This window comes from Massilia sp. BGA-UO-ETr-WB1 (assembly GCF_059567845.1).
In genome coordinates this window covers 410,870-432,051 of sequence record NZ_JCAQOT010000021.1, presented here as the reverse complement: position 1 = coordinate 432,051, position 21,182 = coordinate 410,870, and the positions used below count along the sequence as shown (strand labels likewise).

The window sequence follows — 21,182 nt, the reverse complement described above, 5'->3', positions numbered from 1 at the left end:
CGTCCGGCCCCAATCGGACGGGCTGCATGTCTCTGTTACAATAACCGGCTGTCAAAGTTCTGTTGGAAAACGTGAATATCATGCAAAAGACTAAAAAAGCGCTCGTTACGGGCATCACCGGCCAGGATGGCGCCTACCTGGCGGAACTGCTGTTGGACAAGGGCTACGAAGTCACCGGTACCTACCGCCGCACCAGCTCCGTGAACTTCTGGCGCATTGAAGAACTGGGCATCCAGAATCACCCCAATTTGAAACTGGTCGAGTACGACCTGACCGACCTGAGCTCGAGTATCCGCCTGATGCAGAACGGCGATTTCGACGAGGTCTACAACCTGGCGGCGCAAAGCTTCGTCGGCGTGTCCTTCGAACAGCCCGTCACCACCGCTGAAATCACCGGCATCGGCCCGGTCAACCTGCTGGAAGCGATCCGCATCGTCAATCCGAAGATCCGCTTCTACCAGGCGTCGACCTCGGAAATGTTCGGCAAGGTGCAAGCCATTCCGCAGGTGGAAGACACCCCGTTCTACCCGCGCAGCCCATACGGCGTGGCCAAGCTGTACGCCCACTGGATGACCGTGAACTACCGCGAGTCCTACGGCATCTTCGGCTCGTCCGGCATCCTGTTCAACCACGAGTCGCCGCTGCGCGGCCGCGAGTTCGTCACCCGCAAGATCACCGACTCGGTCGCCAAGATCAAGCTGGGCAAGCTGGACGTGCTGGAACTGGGCAATATGGACGCCAAGCGCGACTGGGGCTATGCCAAGGAATACGTGGAAGGCATGTGGCGCATCCTGCAGGCCGATGAGCCGGGCACCTACGTGCTGGCCACCAACCGCACCGAAACCGTGCGCGACTTCGTCACCATGGCCTTCAAGGCCGCCGGCATCGCCATCGAATGGAAGGGCGAAGCGGAGAACGAAACCGGCCACGACGCCAAGACCGGCAAGACGCTGGTGCGCGTCAATCCGAAGTTCTACCGTCCGGCCGAAGTGGAGCTGCTGATCGGTAATCCGGCCAAGGCCACCAAGGAACTGGGCTGGACCCCGAAAACCACGCTGGAAGAGCTGTGCCAGCTGATGGTGGACGCCGACCTGCGCCGCAACGAGATCGGCTTCTCGTTCTGATGAACGCGCCGGTGCAAGCTTTGCAACTGCTGTCGCCCTCGCAGGAAGGCGCCGGCAAGCGCGCGCTCGTCACGGGGCTGGCCGGCTTCACCGGCCGCTACGTGGCGGCCGAGCTGCGCGCGGCGGGCTACCGCGTCACCGGCACCACGGTGCCGGGCCATGCCGACGTGTCCGGGGACATGCTGGCGGTGGACCTGACCGACCGCGCCGCCGTGGCTGACATGGTGCAGCAGGTGCAGCCGGATGTGGTGGTGCACCTGGCGGCCATCGCCTTCGTGGCGCACGCCGACATCGAACAGATTTACCGCGTCAACGTGGTGGGCACCCGCAACCTGCTGGAAGCCCTGGCAGCGCTGGCGAAGAAACCGTCGGCCGTGCTGGTGGCCTCGAGCGCCAACGTCTACGGCAACGCCGACCTGCCCATCCTGGGCGAAGACGTGGCGCCGGCCCCGGCCAACGACTACGCCGTCTCCAAGCTGTCCATGGAATACATGGCGCGGCTGTGGATGGACAAGCTGCCCATCATCCTCACGCGTCCGTTCAACTACACGGGCGTGGGCCAGCACGAGAACTTCCTGCTGCCGAAAATCGTTTCCCACTTCCGCCGCAAGGCCGCCGACATCGAGCTGGGCAACCTGCACGTGTGGCGCGACTTTTCGGACGTGCGCATGGTGGCTGCGGCATACCGCGGCCTGCTGGCGCAAGCCCCGGCCGGACAAACCTTCAACATCTGCTCCAGCACCGGCTACTCGCTGGGCGAAGCGCTGGACATGATGGGCCGCATCGCCGGCTACCAGATCAACGTGCATGTGAACCCCGCCTTTGTGCGCGCCAACGAAGTGGTGCGCCTGGTGGGCGACAACACCCGCCTGGCCGGCGTCGTGGGCCGCATCGCGCCGTTGCCGCTGGAGCAAACGCTGCGCTGGATGTACGAGGCTTGAGTGTCTTGCGCATTGGCCTTTCCACCACCACTGTCGAACCGGCCCTGACCGGCGGCCGGCTTGACGGCATAGGCGTCTACAGCCAGGCACTGCTGCGGCATTTGCCGCAGGCAGGCTGCGCGGTGCAGCCGCTGTCGTTTGCTCCTTTCGGAAAAGACGCCTCCGCGCTCAGCGTGGGCGCCGCCATGCCGCATTCCTTCCCCGTCACCACGCTGCGCGATTTGTGCACCCCCGGCGCCGTGCGCGAGCACATGCCGGCGCTGGACCTGTTTCACAGCACCGACTACCGCACCGTGCGCATGGACTGCATGGTGGTGGCCACCCTGCACGACGCGCTGCCGGTATCGCACCCGGAATGGTGCAATCCGCGCCTGCGCAGCCTGAAGAACTGGCTGCAGGCGAAAGCCGCGCGCAAGGCCGACCACGTGATCGCCCATACCGAATTCGCCATCCGCGAGCTGGTGGAGTGCTTCGGCGTGAGCGACAAGCGCATCAGCGTGGTGCCCTGCGGCGTGGACGCCGAATGGCTGGACGCGCCAGCGCCCGCGGCCATGGCCGCCACGCTGGCGCAATACGGCCTGAAACCGGGCTACTTCCTGTTCGTCGGCACGCTGCAGCCGCGCAAGAACGTCGGCCGCGTCCTGCAGGCCTACCTGGCGCTGCCGCCGGTGGTGCGCGCCAAGCGCCAGCTGGTGGTGGTGGGCGCGCCCGGCTGGCGCAGCGAAGAGCTGCAGGCGCAGATGAAGGCCGCCGTGCAGAACGGCGAGAACGTGCTGTGGCTGGACCGCCTGACCCATGCCGAACAGCTGCGCCACGTGTACGCCGGCGCCGGCGTGTTCGTGTTCCCTTCGCTGTACGAGGGTTTCGGCATCCCTGTGGTGGAGGCCTTTGCCTCCGGCGTGCCGGTGGTCGCTTCCAACACATCCTCGCTGCCGGAAGTCACGCGCGGCGCGGCGCTGGAAGTCGATCCGCTGTCGGTGCCCGAAATCGGCGCGGCCATGCTGGAGCTGGCGCGCGACGACGCGCTGCGGGCGCGCTGCGTTGCCGCCGGCCGCGTCCGGGCCGTCGAGCTGACCTGGGCCGAAACCGCCCGCAAGACGGCCGCCGTGTACCACACCCTCCTATCCTGAATTTATGCGCGTCCTCCATTTCTACAAGACTTATTACCCCGATTCGTGGGGCGGCGTCGAGCAGGTGATCCGCCAGATGTGCGTGGGCACCACGCGCCTGGGCGTGAAGAACGCCGTGCTCACGCTGACCCGCAACGGCGGCCCCGCGCAGATGGAGATCGAAGGCCACACGGTGCACCGCGTGCCGCTGAACTTTGAAATCGCCTCGAACGGCATGTCGTTCGCCGCCATCCGCAAGCTCAAGCAGCTGGCGCGCGACGCCGACGTGATCCATTACCATTTCCCGTGGCCGTTCATGGACCTGGCGCACTTCATGGCGCGCATCGACAAGCCCAGCGTGGTCACCTACCACTCGGACATCGTGCGCCAGAAGACGCTGCTGCGCGTGTACACGCCGCTCAAGCAGCGCTTCCTGAAAAGCGTGGACGCCATCGTCGCCACCTCGCCCAACTACCTGGCCTCGTCGCCGGTACTGGGCCGCTACAAGGACAAGACCCGCACCATCACCTATGGCCTGGACCAGTCCATCTATCCCAAGCCCTCGCAGGCGGTGCTGGATAAATGGCGCGCGCGCTGCGGCGAACGCTTCTTCCTGTTCGTGGGCATGCTGCGCTATTACAAGGGCCTGCACATCCTGCTCGACGCGCTGGCCGGCACCGACTATCCGGTGGTGATCGCCGGCGCCGGACCGCTGGAGCAGGAACTGAAGGCGCATGCCGAGCGCCTGGGCTTGACCCATGTCATGTTCGTCGGCGCGCTGGAGGAAGAGGACAAGGTGGCGCTGCTCGAGCTGTGCTACGCCATGGCGTTCCCGTCGCACCTGCGCTCGGAAGCGTTCGGCATTTCGCTGCTGGAAGCGGCCATGTACGGCAAGCCGATGATCTCGAGCGAGATCGGCACCGGCACCACCTACATCAACGTGGACCGGGAGACCGGGCTGGTGGTGCCGCCGAGCGATCCGCAAGCGTTCGGCGCGGCCTTGCGCGCCTTGTGGGAGCAGCCGCAGATGGCCGCCGCCATGGGCCGGCGCGCCGCCGAGCGCTACCGGGAGTTGTTTACCGCCGAGCGCATGGCGCGCAGCTACGTGGCGCTGTACCGCGAGCTGGCCGGCAAATAAGCCCGGCAAACAAGCCTCAGCGCTCGGCCCAGCGTTCCTTGATCTCGACGACGGCGGGCAGGTGTTCCAGGAACAGGTCCACCAGGCGCGCGTCGAAATGCTGGCCGCGCTGCTGGCGCAGGTACTGCACCGCTTCCTCCACCGGCCACGCTTCCTTGTAGGGCCGGGCCGAGGTCAGCGCGTCGAACACGTCGGCAATGGCCACGATGCGGCCCTCCAGCGGAATGTCCTCGCCCGCCAGGCCGCGCGGGTAGCCGCTGCCGTCCCACTTTTCATGATGCGTGAGCGCGATATTGCGCGCCAGCGCGAGCATGCCGTGCGTGTGCTCGCCGATGATGTCCGCCCCTATCGTGGCGTGCGACTGCATGATCTTCCATTCTTCCTTGTCCAGCGCGGCCGGCTTTTGCAGGATGCGGTCGGGAATGCCGATCTTGCCCACGTCGTGCATGGGGGCGGCGTGCAGCAGGTCCTCGGCGGCGGTGTCGCTCAGGCCGGCGGCCAGGCCCAGCACGCGCGCGTAGTGGCTCATGCGGATCACGTGCAGGCCGGTTTCGTTGTCCTTGTATTCGGCCGCCAGGCCTAGGCGCTGCACGATCTGCAGGCGCGTTTCCTTCAGCTCGTCCGCGCGCACCAGCGACAAATGGGTGCGCACGCGGGCGCGCACGATGGGCGGGCTGAGCGGTTTGGTGATGTAGTCGACCGCGCCGGCTTCGAAGCCGGTGACTTCGTCGTCCGGGTCGCACAGGGCGGTGGCGAAAATGACCGGGATGGCGGCGGTGGCGGGATCGGCTTTCAGGATGCGGCAGGCTTCATAGCCCGTCATGCCCGGCATCATCACGTCCATCAGGATCAGGTTGGGGCGCTCCTGGCGCGCCAGTTCGAGGGCGCGCGCGGCGTCCTTGGCGAACAGCAGGCGGTAGTGGTCTTGCAGGATGTGGCGCAGCAGCTGCAGGTTGCTCGCTTCGTCATCCACCGTCAGGATCAGCGGCTGCAAAGGGGCTTGGTTCATGGCGGACTTTCTCGGGAAGGGGGCAGCGCATCGGCCATCACGGCATCCAGTTTGGCCTGCGCCAGCGTGAAATCAAAATTCGCCACGGCTTCGTGCAGCTGGTCCAGCGCGGCGGGCGGCACGTGGCCCTGCACGTGGCGCGACAGGCTGGCCAGCGCCGCGTCGTCCAGCGCGCCGCGCCGCAGCGACTGCAGCAGCCGCTGCGCATCGTCGCGCGCCGCCGCAATGTCGAGCGCCAGCGCGGCCAGGGCCGGCGAGGGCGCGTTCTGTCCCGCCGGGGCGCCGTGGTCTTGTTGCCGGTCTTGTTGCTGATCTTGTTGTTGCTGCCGTGAGCGGATCGCCTTGAGCGCGGCAGCCAGTTGCAGCGCGCCGCCGGCCAGCACCGCCTCCAGCGTGCCGTCCGGTGCGCCCGCCGCCGCCTGCTCTTCGATATCGGCCAGCGCCTGCGCCAACTGTTCCAGCCCGAGGTTGGCCGCCACGCCGCGCGTGCGGTGCGCCAGCGCCTGGATGGCGGGGTAGTCGCCGCCGGCGCGCAGGGCGGCGAATTGCTGCGCGTCGTCGCCGTGCGCGCCGAGGAAATGGGCCAGCGCCGCCTGGTAGCCCTGCTCGCTGCCGTCCCAGCGCCGCAGCCCGGCGGCCTGGTTCAGCACATGCAGGCCCAGCGCCGCGCGCGCGCCGTACAACTCCGCAGGCACGGCTTGTGCGGCGGGCTGCGCGGCCAGCTCCAGCACGCGCGCCAGTTCGCGCGACAGCTGCGCCCAGTCGACCGGCTTGGACGCAAAACCGTCCATGCCCGCCGCCGAACTGGCCTGGCGGTGCGCTTCCAGCACGCTGGCCGTCATGGCGATGATGGGCACGCGCCGCCGGCCGGCCTGCGCCGCCTGCGCGCGGATGGCGCGGGTGGCGGCCAGGCCGTCCATCACCGGCATCTGCACATCCATCAGGATCACGTCGAAATCCGCGCTGGCCGCCAGCTGCGCGGCGGCGGCGCCGTCGGCCGCCGTGGCCACGCTGTGGCCGCGCCGTTCCAGCAGCAGCCGCAGCAGCTCCAGGTTCTGCGCCACGTCGTCCGCCGCCAGGATGCGCAGCGGCGGCAGCGCGGGGGCACGGTCCTGCGGCATTGCCGCATGCGCCGCATCGGCTCCCGCTACGCTGCCGGCCGGCGCGGCGTTTCGCGCCGGCTGCAGCGGCAGCAGCACATGGAACACCGTGCCCTGGCCCTGCACGCTCTCGGCCCAGATGCGCCCGCCCATCAGTTCCACCAGCTGCCTGCTGATGGTGGTGCCCAGGCCGGTGCCGCCGTAGCGCCGCGTCATCGACGGGTCGGCCTGCGTGAAGGGATCGAAGATGGCGTCCAGCCGGTCCGGTGCAATGCCGATGCCGGTGTCGCGCACCGCCAGGTGCAGCTGGCCTTCGCGCAGCGCCGCATGCAGCGCCACGCTGCCCTGCGCGGTGAACTTGACGGCGTTGTCCAGCAAGTTGGAGAGGATCTGCCGCATGCGCAGTTCGTCGCCGTGCAGCCGCGCCGGCAGTTGCGGCGCATAGCTGACCTCCATCGCCAGGCCCTTGGCGCGCGCGCTGGCGCCGCTGGTCGAGGTCAGCTCGTCGATCAGCGCCAGCAGGTCGTAGTCCGCCAGCTCCAGTTCCACCGCGCCCTTGTCCAGCTTGGCCGTATCGAGGATTTCATTGAGCAGCCGCAGCAGCGCGCGGCCCGCGCTGCGCACCGTGTTCAGGTGGCGGCGCTGCTCCGGCTGCAGTTCGGTGTCCAGCAGCACGTCGGTGAAGCCGAGGATGGAATTCATCGGCGTGCGGATTTCGTGGCTCATATTGGCCACGAAGCTGGCGCGCGCGGCGGCCGCCTGCTCGGCGTGGTCCTTGGCGCGGCGCAGCTCCTGCTCCATGCGGCGCCGCTCGGTAATGTCCAGCATCACGCCGTCGATCCAGCGCACCTCGCCGGCCGCGTCGCGCACCACGGCGCCGTGTTCCCAGATCCAGCGCAGGCCGCCGTCCGCATGCTGCAGCGCGTATTCGATCAGGTAGGGTTGCTCGCTGGCGATGCTGCGGTCCAGCGCCTCCACCACGTTCTGGCGGTCGGCCGGCACGATCAGCTCGGTCAGCGTGCGGCAGGCGTCCGGGCCGATGAAGTCGCGCGCCGGGTAGCCGGCCACCAGTTCCACGCCGTCGCTCAGGAACACCAGCGGATGCGCGCCGCCGGCCAGGCAGCGGAAGGAGATGCCGGGAATGTGCCCGATCAGCGAGCGGAACTGCTGCTCGCTTTCTCCCAGCGCCTGCATCATGGCGCGGCGCTCGCTGATGTCGGTGATGAACAGCACGAACACGTCCTCGCCGCCCAGGCTGGCGTGGCCCAGCGCGCGCCGGATCGGCACCAGGCTGCCGTCCTTGCGCAAGCCGTACAGTTCGGCGCCCGCGTGCGCCTGGCGCGCCTCGGCGCTGTTGCGCTGGCGCAGGTGGTACAGCAGCCCGTCCTGCGCCGACTGCTGCGGATCGGCCACCAGCACCGCCACGTTGCGGCCGATGATTTCGCTGCGCCGCCAGCCGAAGATGCGCTCGGCCGAGGCGTTGAAATCCTGGATCACGCCGTCGCCGTCGACCGAGATCACGCCGTCCACGGTGGTGGTCAGCAGCGCCCGCATCCAGCTCTCGCTGCGGCGCAGGCTGCGGTACAGTTCGCGGTAGCGCAGCAGGCCGTAGGCGCCGGTCACGAACACGGTGAAGGCCACGGTGATGACGGAAATGGCCAGCGCCAGGAAGCCGCTGCCGGGGCCGGGCGCCGAACCGGGCGGCGGCACGCCGACGAAGCGCGCCGCCTCCATGCCGGTGTAGTGCATGCCGGCGATGGCGCAGCCCATGAACAGCGCGCTCAGCGCCAGCCGCTGGCCGTTCTTCAGGTGCGGCGCGCCGCGCAGGCCGAAGCGCACCCACAGCGCCGCCGTGCCCAGTACCACCGCCACCAGCACGGAGACGGCAAACATCAGCGGATCGTAGCGCAGCACCAGGGTCGATTCCATGGCGGCCATGCCCGCGTAGTGCATGGCGGCGATGCCCAGGCCCACCAGCAGCCCGCCGCTGGCCAGCGTCCTGCCGGTCAGCTTGCGGCGGCGCACCAGGGCCAGCGCCACGCAGGACGCGCCCAGGCTGGGCAGCAGGGACAGGATGGTGAGCGAGGGTTCGTAGCTGACGCTGGTGCACAGATTAAAGGCCAGCATGCCGATGAAATGCATCGACCACACGCCGCAGCCCAGCGCCAGGCTGCCGGCCAGCAGCGCCACGGTGCGCAGCATGCGGTGGCTGCCGCCGCGCGCCTGGCCCGCCAACTGCAGGCCCATCCATGACGAAAACACCGCCACCAGCACCGACAGCGCCACCAGTTTGGGGTCGTACTGTCCATAGGTCATCAGGGCCGGATCGGCCGGCGGCGAGAACAGTTGCAACAGGGCGTTTTGGTCCATGGCGGTAGGCGAGTGAATAAATCCTGTTGCAAAAAATGTCAGCTACATACAGTATCACATTTCCATATGGAAATATGCCGGATGTTGCAGGCATGCTGAATTGCATTAAGATGGTCCTTCCCCGTGTTCAATCTGGATGAGAGCGTATGGCTGAGCTGATATGGCGAGAGAAGGCGCGGTGCACAGTGCGCAGGACGGCAGCATGAGCGCGCTCCTGCAAACGGACGCCGAATTCTTGCTGGAACGGCTGGTTGACGATGGAATCGCCGTAGCCGCCACGTTGCGCCGCACGCGCAAGGCAGGCCGGTGCGTCGTGGCGGACATGGAGGCGGCGCCCACCACTGTCACCTTTGCCAGCCCCATTCTGTACCAGGTCATGGATGAAGCAGTGGCTGCCATGCACGGCCTGCGCGTATCCGATGAACGGACCGCGCTGTGCGAAATGACCGGCAACGCTTTTATTGGCGGCCACGGCCTGGAGCAGCTGCGTCCCGGCGTGCGCTATTTCCTGTTGCGCACAGCGCACTCGGTGCTGTGGGCTGCGTGCGATGACGTGCCGGTGGTCTCATGAGCCATGTGCTTAATTGGGGGCGCTGGCGCCTGTGGTGCGCCAGCGGAGAGCCGGAAAACGGCGCCGCATTCCGCGCGGCATACGCGGCGAACGAGGTGGACGGCGTCTACGTGTCGCACGCCTACGGCTTCAACGCCGGCAACCTTGGCTTCCTGCTGGAGCTTGGGCCGCTGCGCGCGCTCAAAGTGTACGGCGCCGGCAAGGCCGACTTCTCCTGCGTGTCGCAATTGGACAGCCTGGAGTTTCTCGGCCTGGATGGCGGCACGGGTGAAGTGCGGCTGGACCGGCTGCAGCGCTTGAGCGAATTGTGGCTGGCGCTGCGTCCCGGGCTCAGTCTCCCGGAGCAGGGCCCGCCCAACGTTGAAACACTGGTGATCTCGCATCCCAAAGGCCCAGACCTGGGCTTCCTGTGCGGTTACCCCAAGCTGGTGACATTGAACGTGTCGGAAACCTCAAAACTGGAAACGCTCACCGGCCTGGAGCATTGCGCACAGCTGCAAGAACTCAGCGTCTGCTACTGTCCCAATCTCGTTAGCGTGGACGGCGTTGCCGCATTGCGCCCCCTGCGCAAGCTGGAATTCCAAAGCGACAAACGGATCGGCGGCTATGCATCATTGCGGCACCTTGCCAACTTGCAGAGCCTGATGCTGGACGGCTGCGCGCCCATCGCCGATCTGGATTTTCTTGCGCAGCTGCCCAGGCTGGAAAGTGCCGTCATCCGCAAGACTCCCATCCTGAGCAAGGACCTGTCGCCCCTGCTGCACCTGCCGGCACTGACCCATGCCTATCTGGACCGCACCAAAGACTATGGCACCTTGCCCAAACAAATCGAGCAGGCGGCCGCAACGCGCCAAGCGCAAAGGAGCAGCGATGCAAGACCCAATTAGTAGCCGGCACGGGGTATGCCGAATTGAAGACATGGGCGATGGCGACGAGGAAGAGCAGCAACTGCTGCAAGCCATGCTGGAGGAGGCGCGCACCTATCTGCAGGGCTTTGGCTGGTGCAAGGGCATTGATGCGGTGTACTTCGGCATGGGCTGCGGAAACATCTTTGCCATCTTCCTGTTCGAAATACGCAACACCGGTTTCCCGGAAAACCATTTGCTATGGGTGGTGGTGGGAGACATCCCGCCCGCCTATCTGCGCGTCGAACCGGACGGCGATCCTGAATCTGCGCTGGACATCTACATCCGCATGATGGGCAGGTGGGTGGACGCGGTGGAGCAAGGCCAGCCGGTGGACGGCCTGATTCCAGTCAACGTTCCGCCGACGGCCGAATACGCTGCCATGCTGGGCAGTCGCCTGACATTTCTGCAGGAGAATTTCTTCACCGACGAAGAATGAGGCGATGGCCGGTCCGGGAGGGTTGCTAATACGCTGGGCGCGCGGCACAAAAAAACCCGCAGTGCCTGGAAGACATGCGGGTTCTGCATTGTTACTGCTGTGCGGTAATGGTGCCCCGGGCCGGAATCGAACCGGCACGAATTTCTTCGGCAGATTTTGAGTCTGCTGTGTCTACCAGTTCCACCACCAGGGCGGCACGGTACGCGCAAGGCATACATTATAGTCCAGCCCCGGAGAAATTGTAAGCCTGCCCACGGCTGGCCTGTGTCATCATTCTGCTTACCTATGCAAACCGCCCTCAGCCGGCGCCAAACGCATGAAAAACAAAAAGATACGCGAAATTATTCTGGGCAAGGCGCTCGACCCGATGCGCTCCGAAACCCGCCATTCGATGGCGCTGGTGGCCTTCCTGGCCTGGGTCGGCCTGGGTGCCGACGGCCTGTCCTCGTCCGCCTACGGCCCGGAGGAAACCTTCCGCGCGCTGGGCACCCACACCCACCTCGGCCTGTACATGGCGATCGCCACCGCCGTCACGGTGTTCATCATCGCGCTGGCCTACAACCAGGTGATCGAACTGTTCCCCACCGGCGGCGGCGGCTACCGCGTGGCCACCAAGCTGGTGGGCCCCTACATGGGCCTGATCTCCGGCTGCGCGCTGGTGCTCGACTACGTGCTCACCATCGCCATCTCCATCGCCTCCGGCGTGGACGCGCTGGCGTCCTTCCTGCCGCTCGGCTTCCAGCCCTACAAGCTGTGGGCCGAGATGTTCTTCATCGCCCTGCTGATCGTGATGAATCTGCGCGGCCTGAAAGAGGCCATCCAGATCCTGCTGCCGATCTTCGTCGGCTTCGTGGTCACCCACTTGATCCTGATCGTGTACGGCATCGTCGCCCACTCGGAGCACCTGCCCGGCTTGATCCCCAGCACCATCGACGAAACCGTGAGCCTGGCGCAGGGCATAGGCTGGACCGGCGTGGCCGGCATGCTGCTGCTGGCCTACTCGCACGGCGGCGGCACCTACACCGGGCTGGAAGCGGTGTCCAACAACGTCAACCTGCTGGCCGAGCCGCGCGTGCGCACCGGCAAGATGACCATGCTGTACATGGCGCTGTCGCTGGCGGTGACGGCGGGCGGCATCATCATGCTGTACCTGCTGTGGGACGCGCAGCACGTGCCGGGCGAAACGCTGAACGCGTCCACCTTCAAGAGCATCATCAATCACATGGACCTGGGCGGTCCGGTGGTGAACCAGGTGCTGCTGGCGGTGGTGCTGGCGTTCGAGGCGGGGCTGCTGTTCGTGGCGGCCAACACCGGCTTCCTGGGCGGCCCGTCGGTGCTGTCCAACATGGCGGCCGACTCCTGGGTGCCGCACAAATTCCGCTACCTGTCGACCCGGCTGGTGACGCAGAACGGCATCCTGGTGATGGGCCTGGCCGCGCTGGCCATCCTGTGGTGGACCGGCGGCAGCGTCACCCTGCTGGTCGTGCTGTATTCGATTTCCGTGTTCCTGACCTTCGCCATTTCGCTGTTCGGCCTGTGCCTGTACTGGGTGCGCAACCGCAAGAAGAACCCGCGCTGGCTGGGGCGCTTCCTGCTGTCGCTGGTCGGCTTCACGATTTGCGCCGGCATCCTGGTGATCCTGCTGATCGAGCGCTTCGCCGAGGGCGGCTGGGCCACGGCGCTGATCATCGGCGGCATCGCCGCCGTGTGCGTGGTGGTGCGCAACCACTACCGCGAAACCAAGCGCGCCATCCATTCGGTGGACGAGGTGTTCGCCAGCCAGCCCTTCGGCGCCAACCGCGAGCCGGTGGAGCCGGACCCGCAGGACCAGACGGCCGTCTTCATCGTCGGCAATTCGCGCGGCGGCGGCTTGCACGCCTTGCTGTGGGTGCAACGCATGTTCCCCGGCCACTTCAAGAACTTCCTGTTCATCAACGCGCGCACGGTGGACTCGCACGCCTACGGCGGCGAAGGCGCGCTGGAGCAGATGCGCCGCGACGCGGAAACCACGCTGGAGTATTTCGTGGACTTCTGCCACAGCCACGGCATGGCGTCCTCGTCCTACCTGGGCTTCGGCACCGACGCGGTGGACGAGGTGACGCGCATGTGCGAAGAGATCAGCAACGAATTCCCCAACGCGATCTTCTTCACCAGCAAACTCATTTTCTCCGCCGACAACTGGTTCACGCGCGCCCTGCACAACCAGGCCTCCCTCGCCATCCAGCGCCGCCTGCACCTGGAAGGCTTGCAGATGGTGATTTTGCCGATGAAGGTGTGATCAGGGCAGCAGCTTGCGCATGGTGGCGTTGGCCAGCAGTTCGCCGCGCACGGCGACCTGGTTGCGGGTTTCGACCGTGAAGCCGTGGCGCGCGAACAGCGCTTCGGCGGTCAGGCTGACGTCCGAGCGCAATACCGCGATGCGGCGCTGGGTCGCCAGCGCGAACAGGTGTTGCAGCAAGGCCTGGCCGATGCCGCGCCCCGCATACGGCGCGGCCACGAAGAACATGTCGATATAGCCCGAGGGTTGCAGGTCGGTGAAGGCGGCCAGCTCGCCGTCCAGTACCGCCACCCAGCTCTGGTTGGCGCGCATGCGCTGTTCCCACAAGGCGGCATCGTAGTCGTCCGGCGCCCACGCGCGCAGCTGTTCGGCCGTGTAGTGGCGGCTGGCGAGGCCATGTACGGAGGAATGGAAGATGGCGCGCAGCAGGGCCTCTTCGCCGCGCTGGTAGGGTCGGATCTGCATGCGGCTATCTTACTCCGCCGCTTACCCGTCTGTCCGCGCAAATTGCGGTTTGACCCCGCCAATCGGCCGTTTGTCGCGCGCGTGCTGCGATGCGGCGGCCGCTTTGCTATCTTGATCTTGTCCCCGCTACAACGAGAACAGCGGTGACCGCCAGGTCAACCAGCATACGGAGAAGCATCATGAAAAAAGCATTCCTCGCAGTGGCGGCCGTTGCCGCGCTTTCCATCTTCGCCGGCGGCGCCGTTGCCGCTCCGCAGGCAGCCGGCGCCACCGCCGACAGCGTGCAGATCAAGCGCGCCGGCTACAAGCTGTCGCCGTCCGAGTTCAATGACTACGCCTATCTGTTCGTGCTTAGCAACGGCAGCAAGATCAAGTTCACCAACAGCGTCAACCGCTACTACGCCGAGCTGCCCGGAAATGGCCGCGTCGAGATGTATCCGCAGGCGCCGGGCGTGTTCAAGACCGCCGCCGGCACCCGCTTCGAGTTCCGCGAGGAGGGCGAGCTGGTCGCCATCGACAACCTGGAGCGCCTGCCGATGGCGCAGGCGGTGCCGGCCAGCGGCATGACCGTATTGGCCCGGCGCTAGCAGGCCGGAGCGCGCCTGTCCACGGCGCTATTGGGAAGCGCGCCGGGATAGAAATAATCAGTGAAGCCGGACATTCCGTTGCGCCGCGCGGCTGCTAGTATGGAATGGTGCTGCAGCGGCCTTTCCGCTGGTGGGAGTGCGCGATGAAAACTTATGTGGGCGCCGTCGTGGGCGCGGCCTTGGGCTTGAGCATGTTCTGCGCCTATGCGGAACCGCAGTCGGACAGCGTGCAGATCAAGGCGCCGCAGCAGGCGCCGCAAGCGATGCGGCTGGCGCCGGGCGAGTTTGACGACTACGCCGCCACCTACAGCTTGAGCAACGGCCGGCGCATCGCATTCTTCCAGCGCGGCCAGCGCTACTTCGCGCAGCTGCCTGGCGAAACGTGGCTGGAACTGCAGCCGCGCGCGCCGGGCGTGTTCGTCACGGCCGCCGGCGTGCGCATGGAGTTCGGCGCCAAGGGCGCGGAACTGACGATACGCAATTACGAACGGCTTGCCGCAGGCGCCGGGTTGCCCGCCGGCTCGGTGATGATGGCGGTGCGCTGAATCAGGCGGCGTGCGTGCTGCGGCGGTCCGCCATGCGGCGTTCCGGGCGCTGCAGCGGCGCCGTGTCCAGCCGCTCTTCCAGCAGTGTGAAGATGTCGTCCTTCGACAGCACGTAGCGCTCCAGCAGTTCTTCCTTGATCGACTCCATGGCGGCGCGGTAGTCGCCGATGGCGCCCAGCGTGTAGCTGTACAGCTCGTCCGCCTTGGCTTCCACTTCGGCCAGCGTGTGCTCGTTGTTGTCGTGCTTGAACTGGCTGTAGTCCAGCTTGGAGCGCGAGTACATCGACAGCTGGTTGACCATGGTGTCCAGCATGCGGGTGGCTTTCTGGATGTCGTTCTGGCTGCCCACCGAGATGCCGCGCGCGCCGTAGAACAGTTCCTCCGCCGCCACCCCGCCGTACAGCTGGATCACGTCCTGCTCCAGCTCCTCCAGCGTGCGCAGCGCCATGTCGTCGCCGGCCGACAGCACATAGCCCAGCGCGCCCAGCTTGGACACCGACTCGGTGCTGATCTTGAGCAGGTGCGATTTTTCCTTGATCTCGGCCAGCGGCAGGCCCTGGCGCAGATAGGGATCGATCTGCATGAAGAAGTGGCCCAGCTCGTGCAGCGCGATGCGCTCGCGCTGGCGGGTTTTCTCGGCCGTGGTGGCGCGGTCGGTCAGGCCGATGGTGGCGCGCTCGAAGGCGCGGAACATCAGGTCGGTGTCGATGACCTTGCTCTCCTGGATGGCGATCATGCTGGCGCGCTCGACCACCGTTTCCAGCACCGCCGGACTGAGGTTGGCGGTGATCTCGGCCACCTGGTTCAGGTCCAGCCTGTTCCAGTCCACGCAGCCTTCCTGCTTGCGCTTGAGGAAGGATTCCACCAGCTGCGCGCGCTCGTTCTTGTTCGGCAGGCGGAAGTTGATCTTCACGGAGAAGCGGCGCAGCATGGCTTCGTCCATCTGCGAGCTGGCGTCGTCGAAGTTGGAGGCCACCACCCAGATCACGCCCGCGCCTTCGTCCTTCTTCACGCCGTCCAGCAGGCCGAGCAGGGTGTTGGCGGTGTCGTCTTCCCATTTCTTTTCGCCGCGTCCGCGCGGCATGAACAGCGCCTGCGCCTCGTCCAGGAAAATGATGCAGGAGCCGCGCGCGCAAGCCTTCTTGTACAGCGCGTTGAGCGCCTTCGAGCCGCCGCCGATATAACCCGACTCCAGCGCCGAGCCGGACGCCTGGATCAGCGGGATATTCAGGCGCTTGGCCAGGTAGCCGGCCAGCTTGGTCTTGCCGGTGCCCGCCGGGCCGGTCAGCATCACGTTGAAGGGCTTGTCGATGTTGTGCGACTGGTACACGCGGCGGTTGCGTATCATGTCTTCCAGGTGCAGCACTTCCTGCTTGATGTCGTCCATGCCGATCAGGTCGTCCAGGCTGCCCTTCAGCTGGTCGGGCGAGATCACGCTGGCGCTCATGCCCATGCCGGGGATGCCGAACTTCAGGCCCAGCAGCAACAGCAGCACCACGGCGATGTCGAACGCGTGGCGCTGCAGGAAATCGCGGGTGGGGGCCAGCGCGCCGCCGTCGTCCTGCAGCACGGCCTTGTGGCTGGCCAGCCAGTCTTCCTGCGCAATGCCGTAGGGAATGCCGTTGCGCAGCAACACTTCGCGCTCCAGGCTCAGGTGGGAGGTGCTGGGCACTTTCACCACGTGCAGCTCGGGCGCGTCCTTGAACTTGTAGATGTAGCGCGGCGCTTCCGACAGCGGCTTGGCCACCAGCAGGTAGGCCAGGCGCTCGCGCTGGCCCGCCAGCGCGGTGATCTCGGCGATATTTTGCGAGCGCACCACCGGGCTGGTGTCTTGCGCCACGTTGCTGCGCCAGGCGGCCAGGCCGATGGCCAGCGCGATGGCGGCCAGCAGGGCGATGCGGACCCAAGTATTCTTGAGCGCGAGCTGAAGCTTGTAGATGTTGAACATGTTTTTTTGGACTCGGCAGACGGCTGGCGGGCTGTGGCCAGAAGATGTCGTACAGGGGCTGGAGCGCAGGGTGGGGCGGTGGCCAGCGTTGCTTTCAAGCATGCCTTAAGGCAATGGATATCGAGCACTATAGCGTGCTCTGCCCATTTTGTGTGCAGTCGGCGCAGAAAAAAAAGGCCTCAGCCACAGCGTGGACAGCTTGATAATGCCTTGATTACAAGGACTATTTTGCTTTTTCTAACAGTGCATACTTGCGTTCCAGGCGGGCCAACGCGCCGTCGCGGCGCATGCCGTCCAGGGCCGCGTTCATCTTGTCCACCAGCGCGTCCGGCAGGGCCGGATTGCAGGCCAGGTAGACCTTCACCTTGTGGAAAGCCAGCAGCGGTACCAGTTCGCCGCTTTCGATTTCCGGGAAGCGCGACGGCGCCTGGCTGCCCACCCGCATGCCGATGGCCCACACGTCGATGCGGTTGAGCAACAGCTTTTTCGGGTTGGAGGCGTCGTTCTGCACCGGCTCGACCTTGAAGCCGCGTGCGCGCAGGAATTCGTCGCGCGCGTCGCCGTGGTAGGTGCCGATGCGCAGCGGGCGCGCGTCTTCCAGGGTGCGCAGCGGGAAGGTGTGGCCCGGGCGGCCGATGAAGACCCATTCGGCCTCGTCGGTGGGGCCGACCCATTTGAACTGGCGCTCGCGCTCCGGGGTGCGCGAGGTGGAATAGATGCAGGTGTTGGCCTGGCGCTGCGCCAGCATGTAGCCGCGTTTCCACGGCAGGATGTCGATCTGGTATGGGATCCCGGCGCGCGCCAGCATTTCGCGGACCTTCTCGGTCTCGCGGCCGGTAACCTGGTCGCCTTCCTTCCAGCTGGCCGGCGGCACGTGCTCGCCGGCGATGAACAGCGCGCCGGGGCCCGGATCGGCCAGCGCGGCGGACGGCGCCAGCAGCGCGCATGCTGGCGGGAACGCCAGTGGAAACCACAGCGCAAGCGCTGGAAATATTGCCCGTAAGGTAAGTCCTGTTGCCATGGCTACTCTCTTGATTGAGCCCAGCATAGCACGGCGGCGGACTATGGCATGCGCCGGTACAGCCTGAAACGTTCCTGGCGGTCGGAGGCGCGGCGGCCTTCCCACAGCTGCTGCCAGTGCGGCGCGCGGTACGACGGCGCCAGCTCCACGCTGTCATCCACCCGGATGTTGTCTTGCACCAACAACATCGGGCAGCTCTGGCCCGGCTTGCCGAACGGCAGTTTGCCGAAATAGACGAAGGAGGCGCGCTGGGCCGGGGCCACGTTGGTTTCCACGCAGCCGGTGCCGGGCGGCACCACGGCGGCGGCCTGGCGCGCCACGGTGGCGTAGCTCTTGCTGTAGTTGGCGGCCGGCAGGAACAAGGTCATGGCCAGGATCCACACCAGGATCAGGCCGCCGGACGACAGCACCACGGCGCGCCACAGCACGGCCGGCTGGCGCGACAGGCGCCAGTGCACCAGCATGAACCAGCCCACGGTGGCGCAGAAGGCCACCAGCACGGCCGGGGTGCGGAATTCGGGGTTGAAGCCGGGCACCAGCTTGAGCGCGTTGTGCGCCGCCTTGGCCGGCCAGCCGGTCAGCATGGCGCTCCAGAACAGCCACAGGGTGGCCGCGCACAGGGTCAGCACCATGACCGAGAACCAGTCGATGGCGTTGATGGCGCCGCGCTTCATGGTCAGCAGGCCGAAGGCGGCCATGATGGCCAGCGGCGGCAGCAGCAGCAGCAGCTGGCCTTGCTCGGGGGCCGGGTGGAACAGGGCCAGCAGCGTGGCCATGCCGGTGAAGGTGACCGGCACCACGATGTGCAGCACGCGGCGCTGGCGGCGCCAGGCGTACACGGCCCAGGCGGCGAACGGCCAGGCCGGCCAGAAGAACCACACGCCCACCCGCAGGAAATAGCCCAGCGACTGCGGCGTGGGCAGCGCGATCTGCGCGTAGTTCCACTGCATCCAGGCCGACAGCTGGGCGTCGCCATGGCTGAGCACGGCGGGCAGCAGCCACGGCATGGTGGCCAGCGCGCCCACGCCGGCCGACACGGCCAGGTGGCCCAGCGTGCGCCCGGCCGGCATGGCCAGGAATTGCGAGCACAGGAACAGGGCCAGCACCAGGAAGGCCGGCGCCAGCCAGCCGCGCGCCAGCACCATCAGGCCGAGCGCCAGGCCGATCAGGGCGGCGTTGCGCACCGACGGCAGTTCCATGTAGCGCACCGAGCGGTACAGCAGCAGCGACAGCAGCGCCACCTGCAGCGGTTCGGCGGTGGTGACGTGGCTGTGCACCAGCAGGCCCAGGCAGCCGAGGTAGATCAGGCTGGCCGCGTCGGCCAGGGTGCGGCCGAAGTCGTCCGGCTCGGGCTGGCCGCCGAAGGCCAGCTTCAGGGGCTGGGCGTCCTGGCGGCGGCCCAGCGCGAAGGTGACGTACCACAGCGACAGCACGCCCAGCAGGAAGACGATGATGGTGGACACGCGCGCGGCCAGCACGTCGCCCAGCAGCCAGCCGAACAGCTTGATGCAGGCCGCGCCCAGCCAGAACGCCAGCGGGCCTTCGTCGGGCATGGGCAGGCCGGCGATATTCGGCCACAGCCAGTCCTGCAGGCTGCCTTGCGCCATGGTCCACATGATGCCGAAGCTGGCGGCGTCGTCGCTCTTCCACGGTTCGCGGCCGATCAGGCCCGGCAGGATGTACAGCAGGCCGAGGGCGTAAATGGCCCAGCGGGGCAGGGCGAGGGTGGCGGCGGCGGGCAGACGGACAGGCTTCATCGGCAGGGGCGCAAAAAGGAATGAGTATGAATGAAAAAAAGGCAGCCGTAGCTGCCTTTTTTCTTGCACTGGGGCAGATTAGCCTGCAGCGACGGAAGTCTTGGAACCGACGGAACCGAACTTCTGGCGGAATTTCTCAACGCGGCCAGCGGTGTCGACGATTTTGTGCTTACCGGTGAAGAATGGGTGCGATTCAGCCGATACCTCGATCTTGACCAGAGGGTATTCTTTACCTTCGTGCTCAATTTTTTCGCGGGTCTGGATGGTCGAACGGGTGATGAACTTGAAGTCGCACGACAGGTCGTGGAACACAACTTCGCGGTAGTCTGGATGGATTTCTGGTTTCATGTGCTTCTCTCTAGAGGTAGGTAGCCAAACAGCACTTCGTCGGTCGTCCAGCTTCTTGACCCGATTGCCGCTCACTTGCCAGTGGTTAAAAACAACCGTCGATTATACAGCGGATAAAAAAAAGCGGCAAGCCAGGCTTGCCGCTTTGTCATGATGGGTGGGGATTAACCGCCACGCCTCATCATGTCGAAGAATTCCAGGTTGGTCTTCGTGGCCTTCATCTTGTCGAGGATGAACTCCATCGCTTCGATCTCGTCCATCGAGTACAGCAGCTTGCGCAGGATCCAGATCTTCTGCAGCTGGTCGGCCTTGATCAGCAGTTCCTCGCGGCGGGTGCCGGACTTGTTCAGGTTGATCGCCGGGTACACGCGCTTCTCGGCCAGGCGGCGCTCCAGGTGCACCTCCATGTTGCCGGTGCCCTTGAATTCCTCGTAGATCACGTCGTCCATGCGCGAGCCGGTTTCGATCAGCGCGGTGGCGATGATGGTCAGCGAGCCGCCTTCTTCGATGTTGCGGGCAGCACCGAAGAAACGCTTCGGACGCTGCAGCGCGTTGGCGTCCACACCGCCGGTCAGCACCTTGCCGGAGGCAGGGATCACGGTGTTGTAGGCGCGCGCCAGGCGGGTGATCGAGTCCAGCAGGATCACCACGTCTTTTTTCATCTCGACCAGGCGCTTGGCTTTTTCCAGCACCATCTCGGCGACCTGCACGTGGCGGGTGGCCGGCTCGTCGAAGGTGGAAGCGACCACTTCGCCGCGCACCGAGCGCTGCATCTCCGTCACTTCCTCTGGACGTTCGTCGATCAGCAGCACGATCAGCGTGACGTCCGGGTGGTTGGCGGTGATGGCGTGCGCGATGTGCTGCAGCATGACCGATTTGCCCGACTTCGGCGAGGCCACCAGCAGGCCGCGCTGGCCCTTGCCGATCGGCGAGATCAGGTCGACGATGCGGCCGGTGATGTTCTCGGCGCCGTTCATCTCGCGCTCCAGGCGCAGCGGCTCGTTCGGGTGCAGCGGCGTCAGGTTCTCAAACAGTATGCGGTGCTTCGAGGCTTCCGGCGATTCGCCGTTGACCTTGTCTACCTTGACCAGTGCGAAATAGCGCTCGCCGTCTTTCGGCGTGCGCACTTCGCCTTCGATCGAATCGCCGGTGTGCAGATTGAAGCGGCGGATTTGCGAAGGCGAGATATAGATGTCGTCGGTCGACGCCATGTAGGACGCGTCCGGGGAGCGCAGGAAGCCGAAGCCGTCCGGCAGCACTTCCAGTGCGCCGTCGCCGAAGATCTGCTCGCCGGACTTGGCGCGCTTCTTCAGGATGGCGAACATCAGTTCCTGCTTGCGCAGGCGGGCCGCGTTGTCGATGTCCAGGCCGATCGCCATCTCCAGCAGGGCGGAGACGTGTAAGGCCTTGAGTTCAGATAGATGCATATGTGTGAGTGTCCCGTGACGGGAAGAAAAAGGTAGGGGAGGGAACTGCGTGGGGTTGATCAAATTAGGGAAACGGTATGGCCCGTTTCCCCCGGCCAAG

18 protein-coding genes and 1 tRNA gene are annotated in these 21,182 nt (G+C 66.0%); 10 read left to right on the top strand and 9 right to left on the bottom strand.

Translation table 11 applies throughout. From position 1 onward, the window contains the following. Positions 1-80 precede the first annotated feature (80 nt). The 4 genes from gmd to AC56DV_RS06625 are packed head-to-tail and all read left to right on the top strand — an operon-like array spanning position 81 to position 4,312. Positions 81-1,124: a GDP-mannose 4,6-dehydratase gene (gene gmd / locus AC56DV_RS06640; protein ID WP_496313502.1), complete on the top strand. Its 1,044-nt coding sequence runs from the start codon at positions 81-83 to the stop codon at positions 1,122-1,124. Between the two features lie 29 nt (positions 1,125-1,153). Beyond that, positions 1,154-2,065: an NAD-dependent epimerase/dehydratase family protein gene (locus AC56DV_RS06635; protein ID WP_496313833.1), complete on the top strand. Its 912-nt coding sequence runs from the start codon at positions 1,154-1,156 to the stop codon at positions 2,063-2,065. Positions 2,066-2,070: 5 nt separating this feature from the next. After that, the gene (locus AC56DV_RS06630; RefSeq protein WP_496313501.1) at positions 2,071-3,195 is read left to right on the top strand and encodes a glycosyltransferase family 4 protein; all 1,125 of its coding nucleotides are present in this window, start codon (positions 2,071-2,073) and stop codon (positions 3,193-3,195) included. 4 nt (positions 3,196-3,199) lie between these two features. Further along, a complete protein-coding gene (locus AC56DV_RS06625) occupies positions 3,200-4,312 on the top strand; it encodes a glycosyltransferase family 4 protein (RefSeq protein ID WP_496313500.1) in 1,113 nt (370 codons plus the stop codon). 16 nt (positions 4,313-4,328) lie between these two features. Here the strand turns inward: AC56DV_RS06625 and AC56DV_RS06620 are convergent, their stop codons facing one another. Then, positions 4,329-5,321 carry an HD domain-containing phosphohydrolase gene (locus tag AC56DV_RS06620; RefSeq protein WP_496313499.1) on the bottom strand — a complete coding sequence of 331 codons (993 nt, stop codon included), beginning with the start codon at positions 5,319-5,321 and terminating at the stop codon, positions 4,329-4,331. Next, entirely contained in the window at positions 5,318-8,791 is a 3,474-nt protein-coding gene (locus AC56DV_RS06615; protein WP_496313498.1) for an MHYT domain-containing protein, read from the bottom strand. Before AC56DV_RS06615 ends, AC56DV_RS06620 begins: the two co-directional genes overlap by 4 nt. 202 nt (positions 8,792-8,993) lie before the next feature. On the opposite strand from AC56DV_RS06615, the gene AC56DV_RS06610 reads away from it, so the two are divergent. The 3 genes from AC56DV_RS06610 (at position 8,994) to AC56DV_RS06600 (ending at position 10,706) form a co-directional block, all read left to right on the top strand. Then, positions 8,994-9,362 (top strand): hypothetical protein, encoded by a 369-nt coding sequence (locus AC56DV_RS06610; RefSeq protein ID WP_496313497.1) that lies wholly within the window; start codon positions 8,994-8,996, stop codon positions 9,360-9,362. Between the two features lie 95 nt (positions 9,363-9,457). Then, the gene (locus AC56DV_RS06605) at positions 9,458-10,249 is read left to right on the top strand and encodes a leucine-rich repeat domain-containing protein (RefSeq protein WP_496313496.1); all 792 of its coding nucleotides are present in this window, start codon (positions 9,458-9,460) and stop codon (positions 10,247-10,249) included. Beyond that, positions 10,233-10,706: a hypothetical protein gene (locus AC56DV_RS06600; RefSeq protein WP_496313495.1), complete on the top strand. Its 474-nt coding sequence runs from the start codon at positions 10,233-10,235 to the stop codon at positions 10,704-10,706. The genes AC56DV_RS06605 and AC56DV_RS06600 overlap by 17 nt, the downstream gene beginning before the upstream one ends. A gap of 108 nt (positions 10,707-10,814) precedes the next feature. Here AC56DV_RS06600 and AC56DV_RS06595 read toward each other — a convergent pair. Further along, positions 10,815-10,899, bottom strand: a tRNA-Leu gene (locus AC56DV_RS06595). 123 nt (positions 10,900-11,022) lie between these two features. On the opposite strand from AC56DV_RS06595, the gene AC56DV_RS06590 reads away from it, so the two are divergent. Further along, the gene (locus tag AC56DV_RS06590; RefSeq protein ID WP_496313494.1) at positions 11,023-12,984 is read left to right on the top strand and encodes an APC family permease; all 1,962 of its coding nucleotides are present in this window, start codon (positions 11,023-11,025) and stop codon (positions 12,982-12,984) included. Here AC56DV_RS06590 and AC56DV_RS06585 read toward each other — a convergent pair whose 3' ends face one another. Further along, entirely contained in the window at positions 12,985-13,449 is a 465-nt protein-coding gene (locus AC56DV_RS06585; protein ID WP_496313493.1) for a GNAT family N-acetyltransferase, read from the bottom strand. Between the two features lie 179 nt (positions 13,450-13,628). Here AC56DV_RS06585 and AC56DV_RS06580 point away from each other — a divergent pair, with 179 nt between their 5' ends. Further along, positions 13,629-14,036 carry a gel scht gene (locus AC56DV_RS06580; RefSeq protein WP_496313492.1) on the top strand — a complete coding sequence of 136 codons (408 nt, stop codon included), beginning with the start codon at positions 13,629-13,631 and terminating at the stop codon, positions 14,034-14,036. A 143-nt stretch (positions 14,037-14,179) separates the two neighbouring features. Further along, positions 14,180-14,581 carry a hypothetical protein gene (locus tag AC56DV_RS06575; protein WP_496313491.1) on the top strand — a complete coding sequence of 134 codons (402 nt, stop codon included), beginning with the start codon at positions 14,180-14,182 and terminating at the stop codon, positions 14,579-14,581. 1 nt (position 14,582) lies between these two features. Here the strand turns inward: AC56DV_RS06575 and AC56DV_RS06570 are convergent, their stop codons facing one another. The 5 genes from AC56DV_RS06570 to rho all read right to left on the bottom strand — a co-directional run bounded on the left by AC56DV_RS06570 (position 14,583) and on the right by rho (position 21,082). Continuing rightward, a complete protein-coding gene (locus AC56DV_RS06570; protein WP_496313490.1) occupies positions 14,583-16,529 on the bottom strand; it encodes an AAA family ATPase in 1,947 nt (648 codons plus the stop codon). A gap of 223 nt (positions 16,530-16,752) precedes the next feature. After that, the gene (locus AC56DV_RS06565; RefSeq protein WP_496313489.1) at positions 16,753-17,550 is read right to left on the bottom strand and encodes a substrate-binding periplasmic protein; all 798 of its coding nucleotides are present in this window, start codon (positions 17,548-17,550) and stop codon (positions 16,753-16,755) included. 41 nt (positions 17,551-17,591) lie between these two features. After that, positions 17,592-19,307: an ArnT family glycosyltransferase gene (locus tag AC56DV_RS06560; protein WP_496313488.1), complete on the bottom strand. Its 1,716-nt coding sequence runs from the start codon at positions 19,305-19,307 to the stop codon at positions 17,592-17,594. A gap of 78 nt (positions 19,308-19,385) precedes the next feature. After that, positions 19,386-19,655, bottom strand: a complete 270-nt coding sequence (locus AC56DV_RS06555; protein WP_057153037.1) for a type B 50S ribosomal protein L31 — start codon at positions 19,653-19,655, stop codon at positions 19,386-19,388. Positions 19,656-19,819: 164 nt separating this feature from the next. Further along, on the bottom strand, positions 19,820-21,082 hold the full coding sequence (gene rho / locus AC56DV_RS06550) for a transcription termination factor Rho (protein ID WP_057153038.1): 1,263 nt from the start codon (positions 21,080-21,082) through the stop codon (positions 19,820-19,822). Positions 21,083-21,182 lie beyond the last annotated feature (100 nt).

Coding starts and splice junctions, on each gene's coding strand:
- gmd (WP_496313502.1), top strand. CDS start 81: ATGCAAAAGACTAAAAAAGCGCTCGTTACGGGCATCACCGGCCAGGAT.
- AC56DV_RS06625 (WP_496313500.1), top strand. CDS start 3,200: ATGCGCGTCCTCCATTTCTACAAGACTTATTACCCCGATTCGTGGGGC.
- AC56DV_RS06620 (WP_496313499.1), bottom strand. CDS start 5,321: ATGAACCAAGCCCCTTTGCAGCCGCTGATCCTGACGGTGGATGACGAA.
- AC56DV_RS06615 (WP_496313498.1), bottom strand. CDS start 8,791: ATGGACCAAAACGCCCTGTTGCAACTGTTCTCGCCGCCGGCCGATCCG.
- AC56DV_RS06610 (WP_496313497.1), top strand. CDS start 8,994: ATGAGCGCGCTCCTGCAAACGGACGCCGAATTCTTGCTGGAACGGCTG.
- AC56DV_RS06600 (WP_496313495.1), top strand. CDS start 10,233: ATGCAAGACCCAATTAGTAGCCGGCACGGGGTATGCCGAATTGAAGAC.
- AC56DV_RS06590 (WP_496313494.1), top strand. CDS start 11,023: ATGAAAAACAAAAAGATACGCGAAATTATTCTGGGCAAGGCGCTCGAC.
- AC56DV_RS06585 (WP_496313493.1), bottom strand. CDS start 13,449: ATGCAGATCCGACCCTACCAGCGCGGCGAAGAGGCCCTGCTGCGCGCC.
- AC56DV_RS06580 (WP_496313492.1), top strand. CDS start 13,629: ATGAAAAAAGCATTCCTCGCAGTGGCGGCCGTTGCCGCGCTTTCCATC.
- AC56DV_RS06575 (WP_496313491.1), top strand. CDS start 14,180: ATGAAAACTTATGTGGGCGCCGTCGTGGGCGCGGCCTTGGGCTTGAGC.
- AC56DV_RS06570 (WP_496313490.1), bottom strand. CDS start 16,529: ATGTTCAACATCTACAAGCTTCAGCTCGCGCTCAAGAATACTTGGGTC.
- AC56DV_RS06565 (WP_496313489.1), bottom strand. CDS start 17,550: ATGGCAACAGGACTTACCTTACGGGCAATATTTCCAGCGCTTGCGCTG.
- AC56DV_RS06560 (WP_496313488.1), bottom strand. CDS start 19,307: ATGAAGCCTGTCCGTCTGCCCGCCGCCGCCACCCTCGCCCTGCCCCGC.
- AC56DV_RS06555 (WP_057153037.1), bottom strand. CDS start 19,655: ATGAAACCAGAAATCCATCCAGACTACCGCGAAGTTGTGTTCCACGAC.
- rho (WP_057153038.1), bottom strand. CDS start 21,082: ATGCATCTATCTGAACTCAAGGCCTTACACGTCTCCGCCCTGCTGGAG.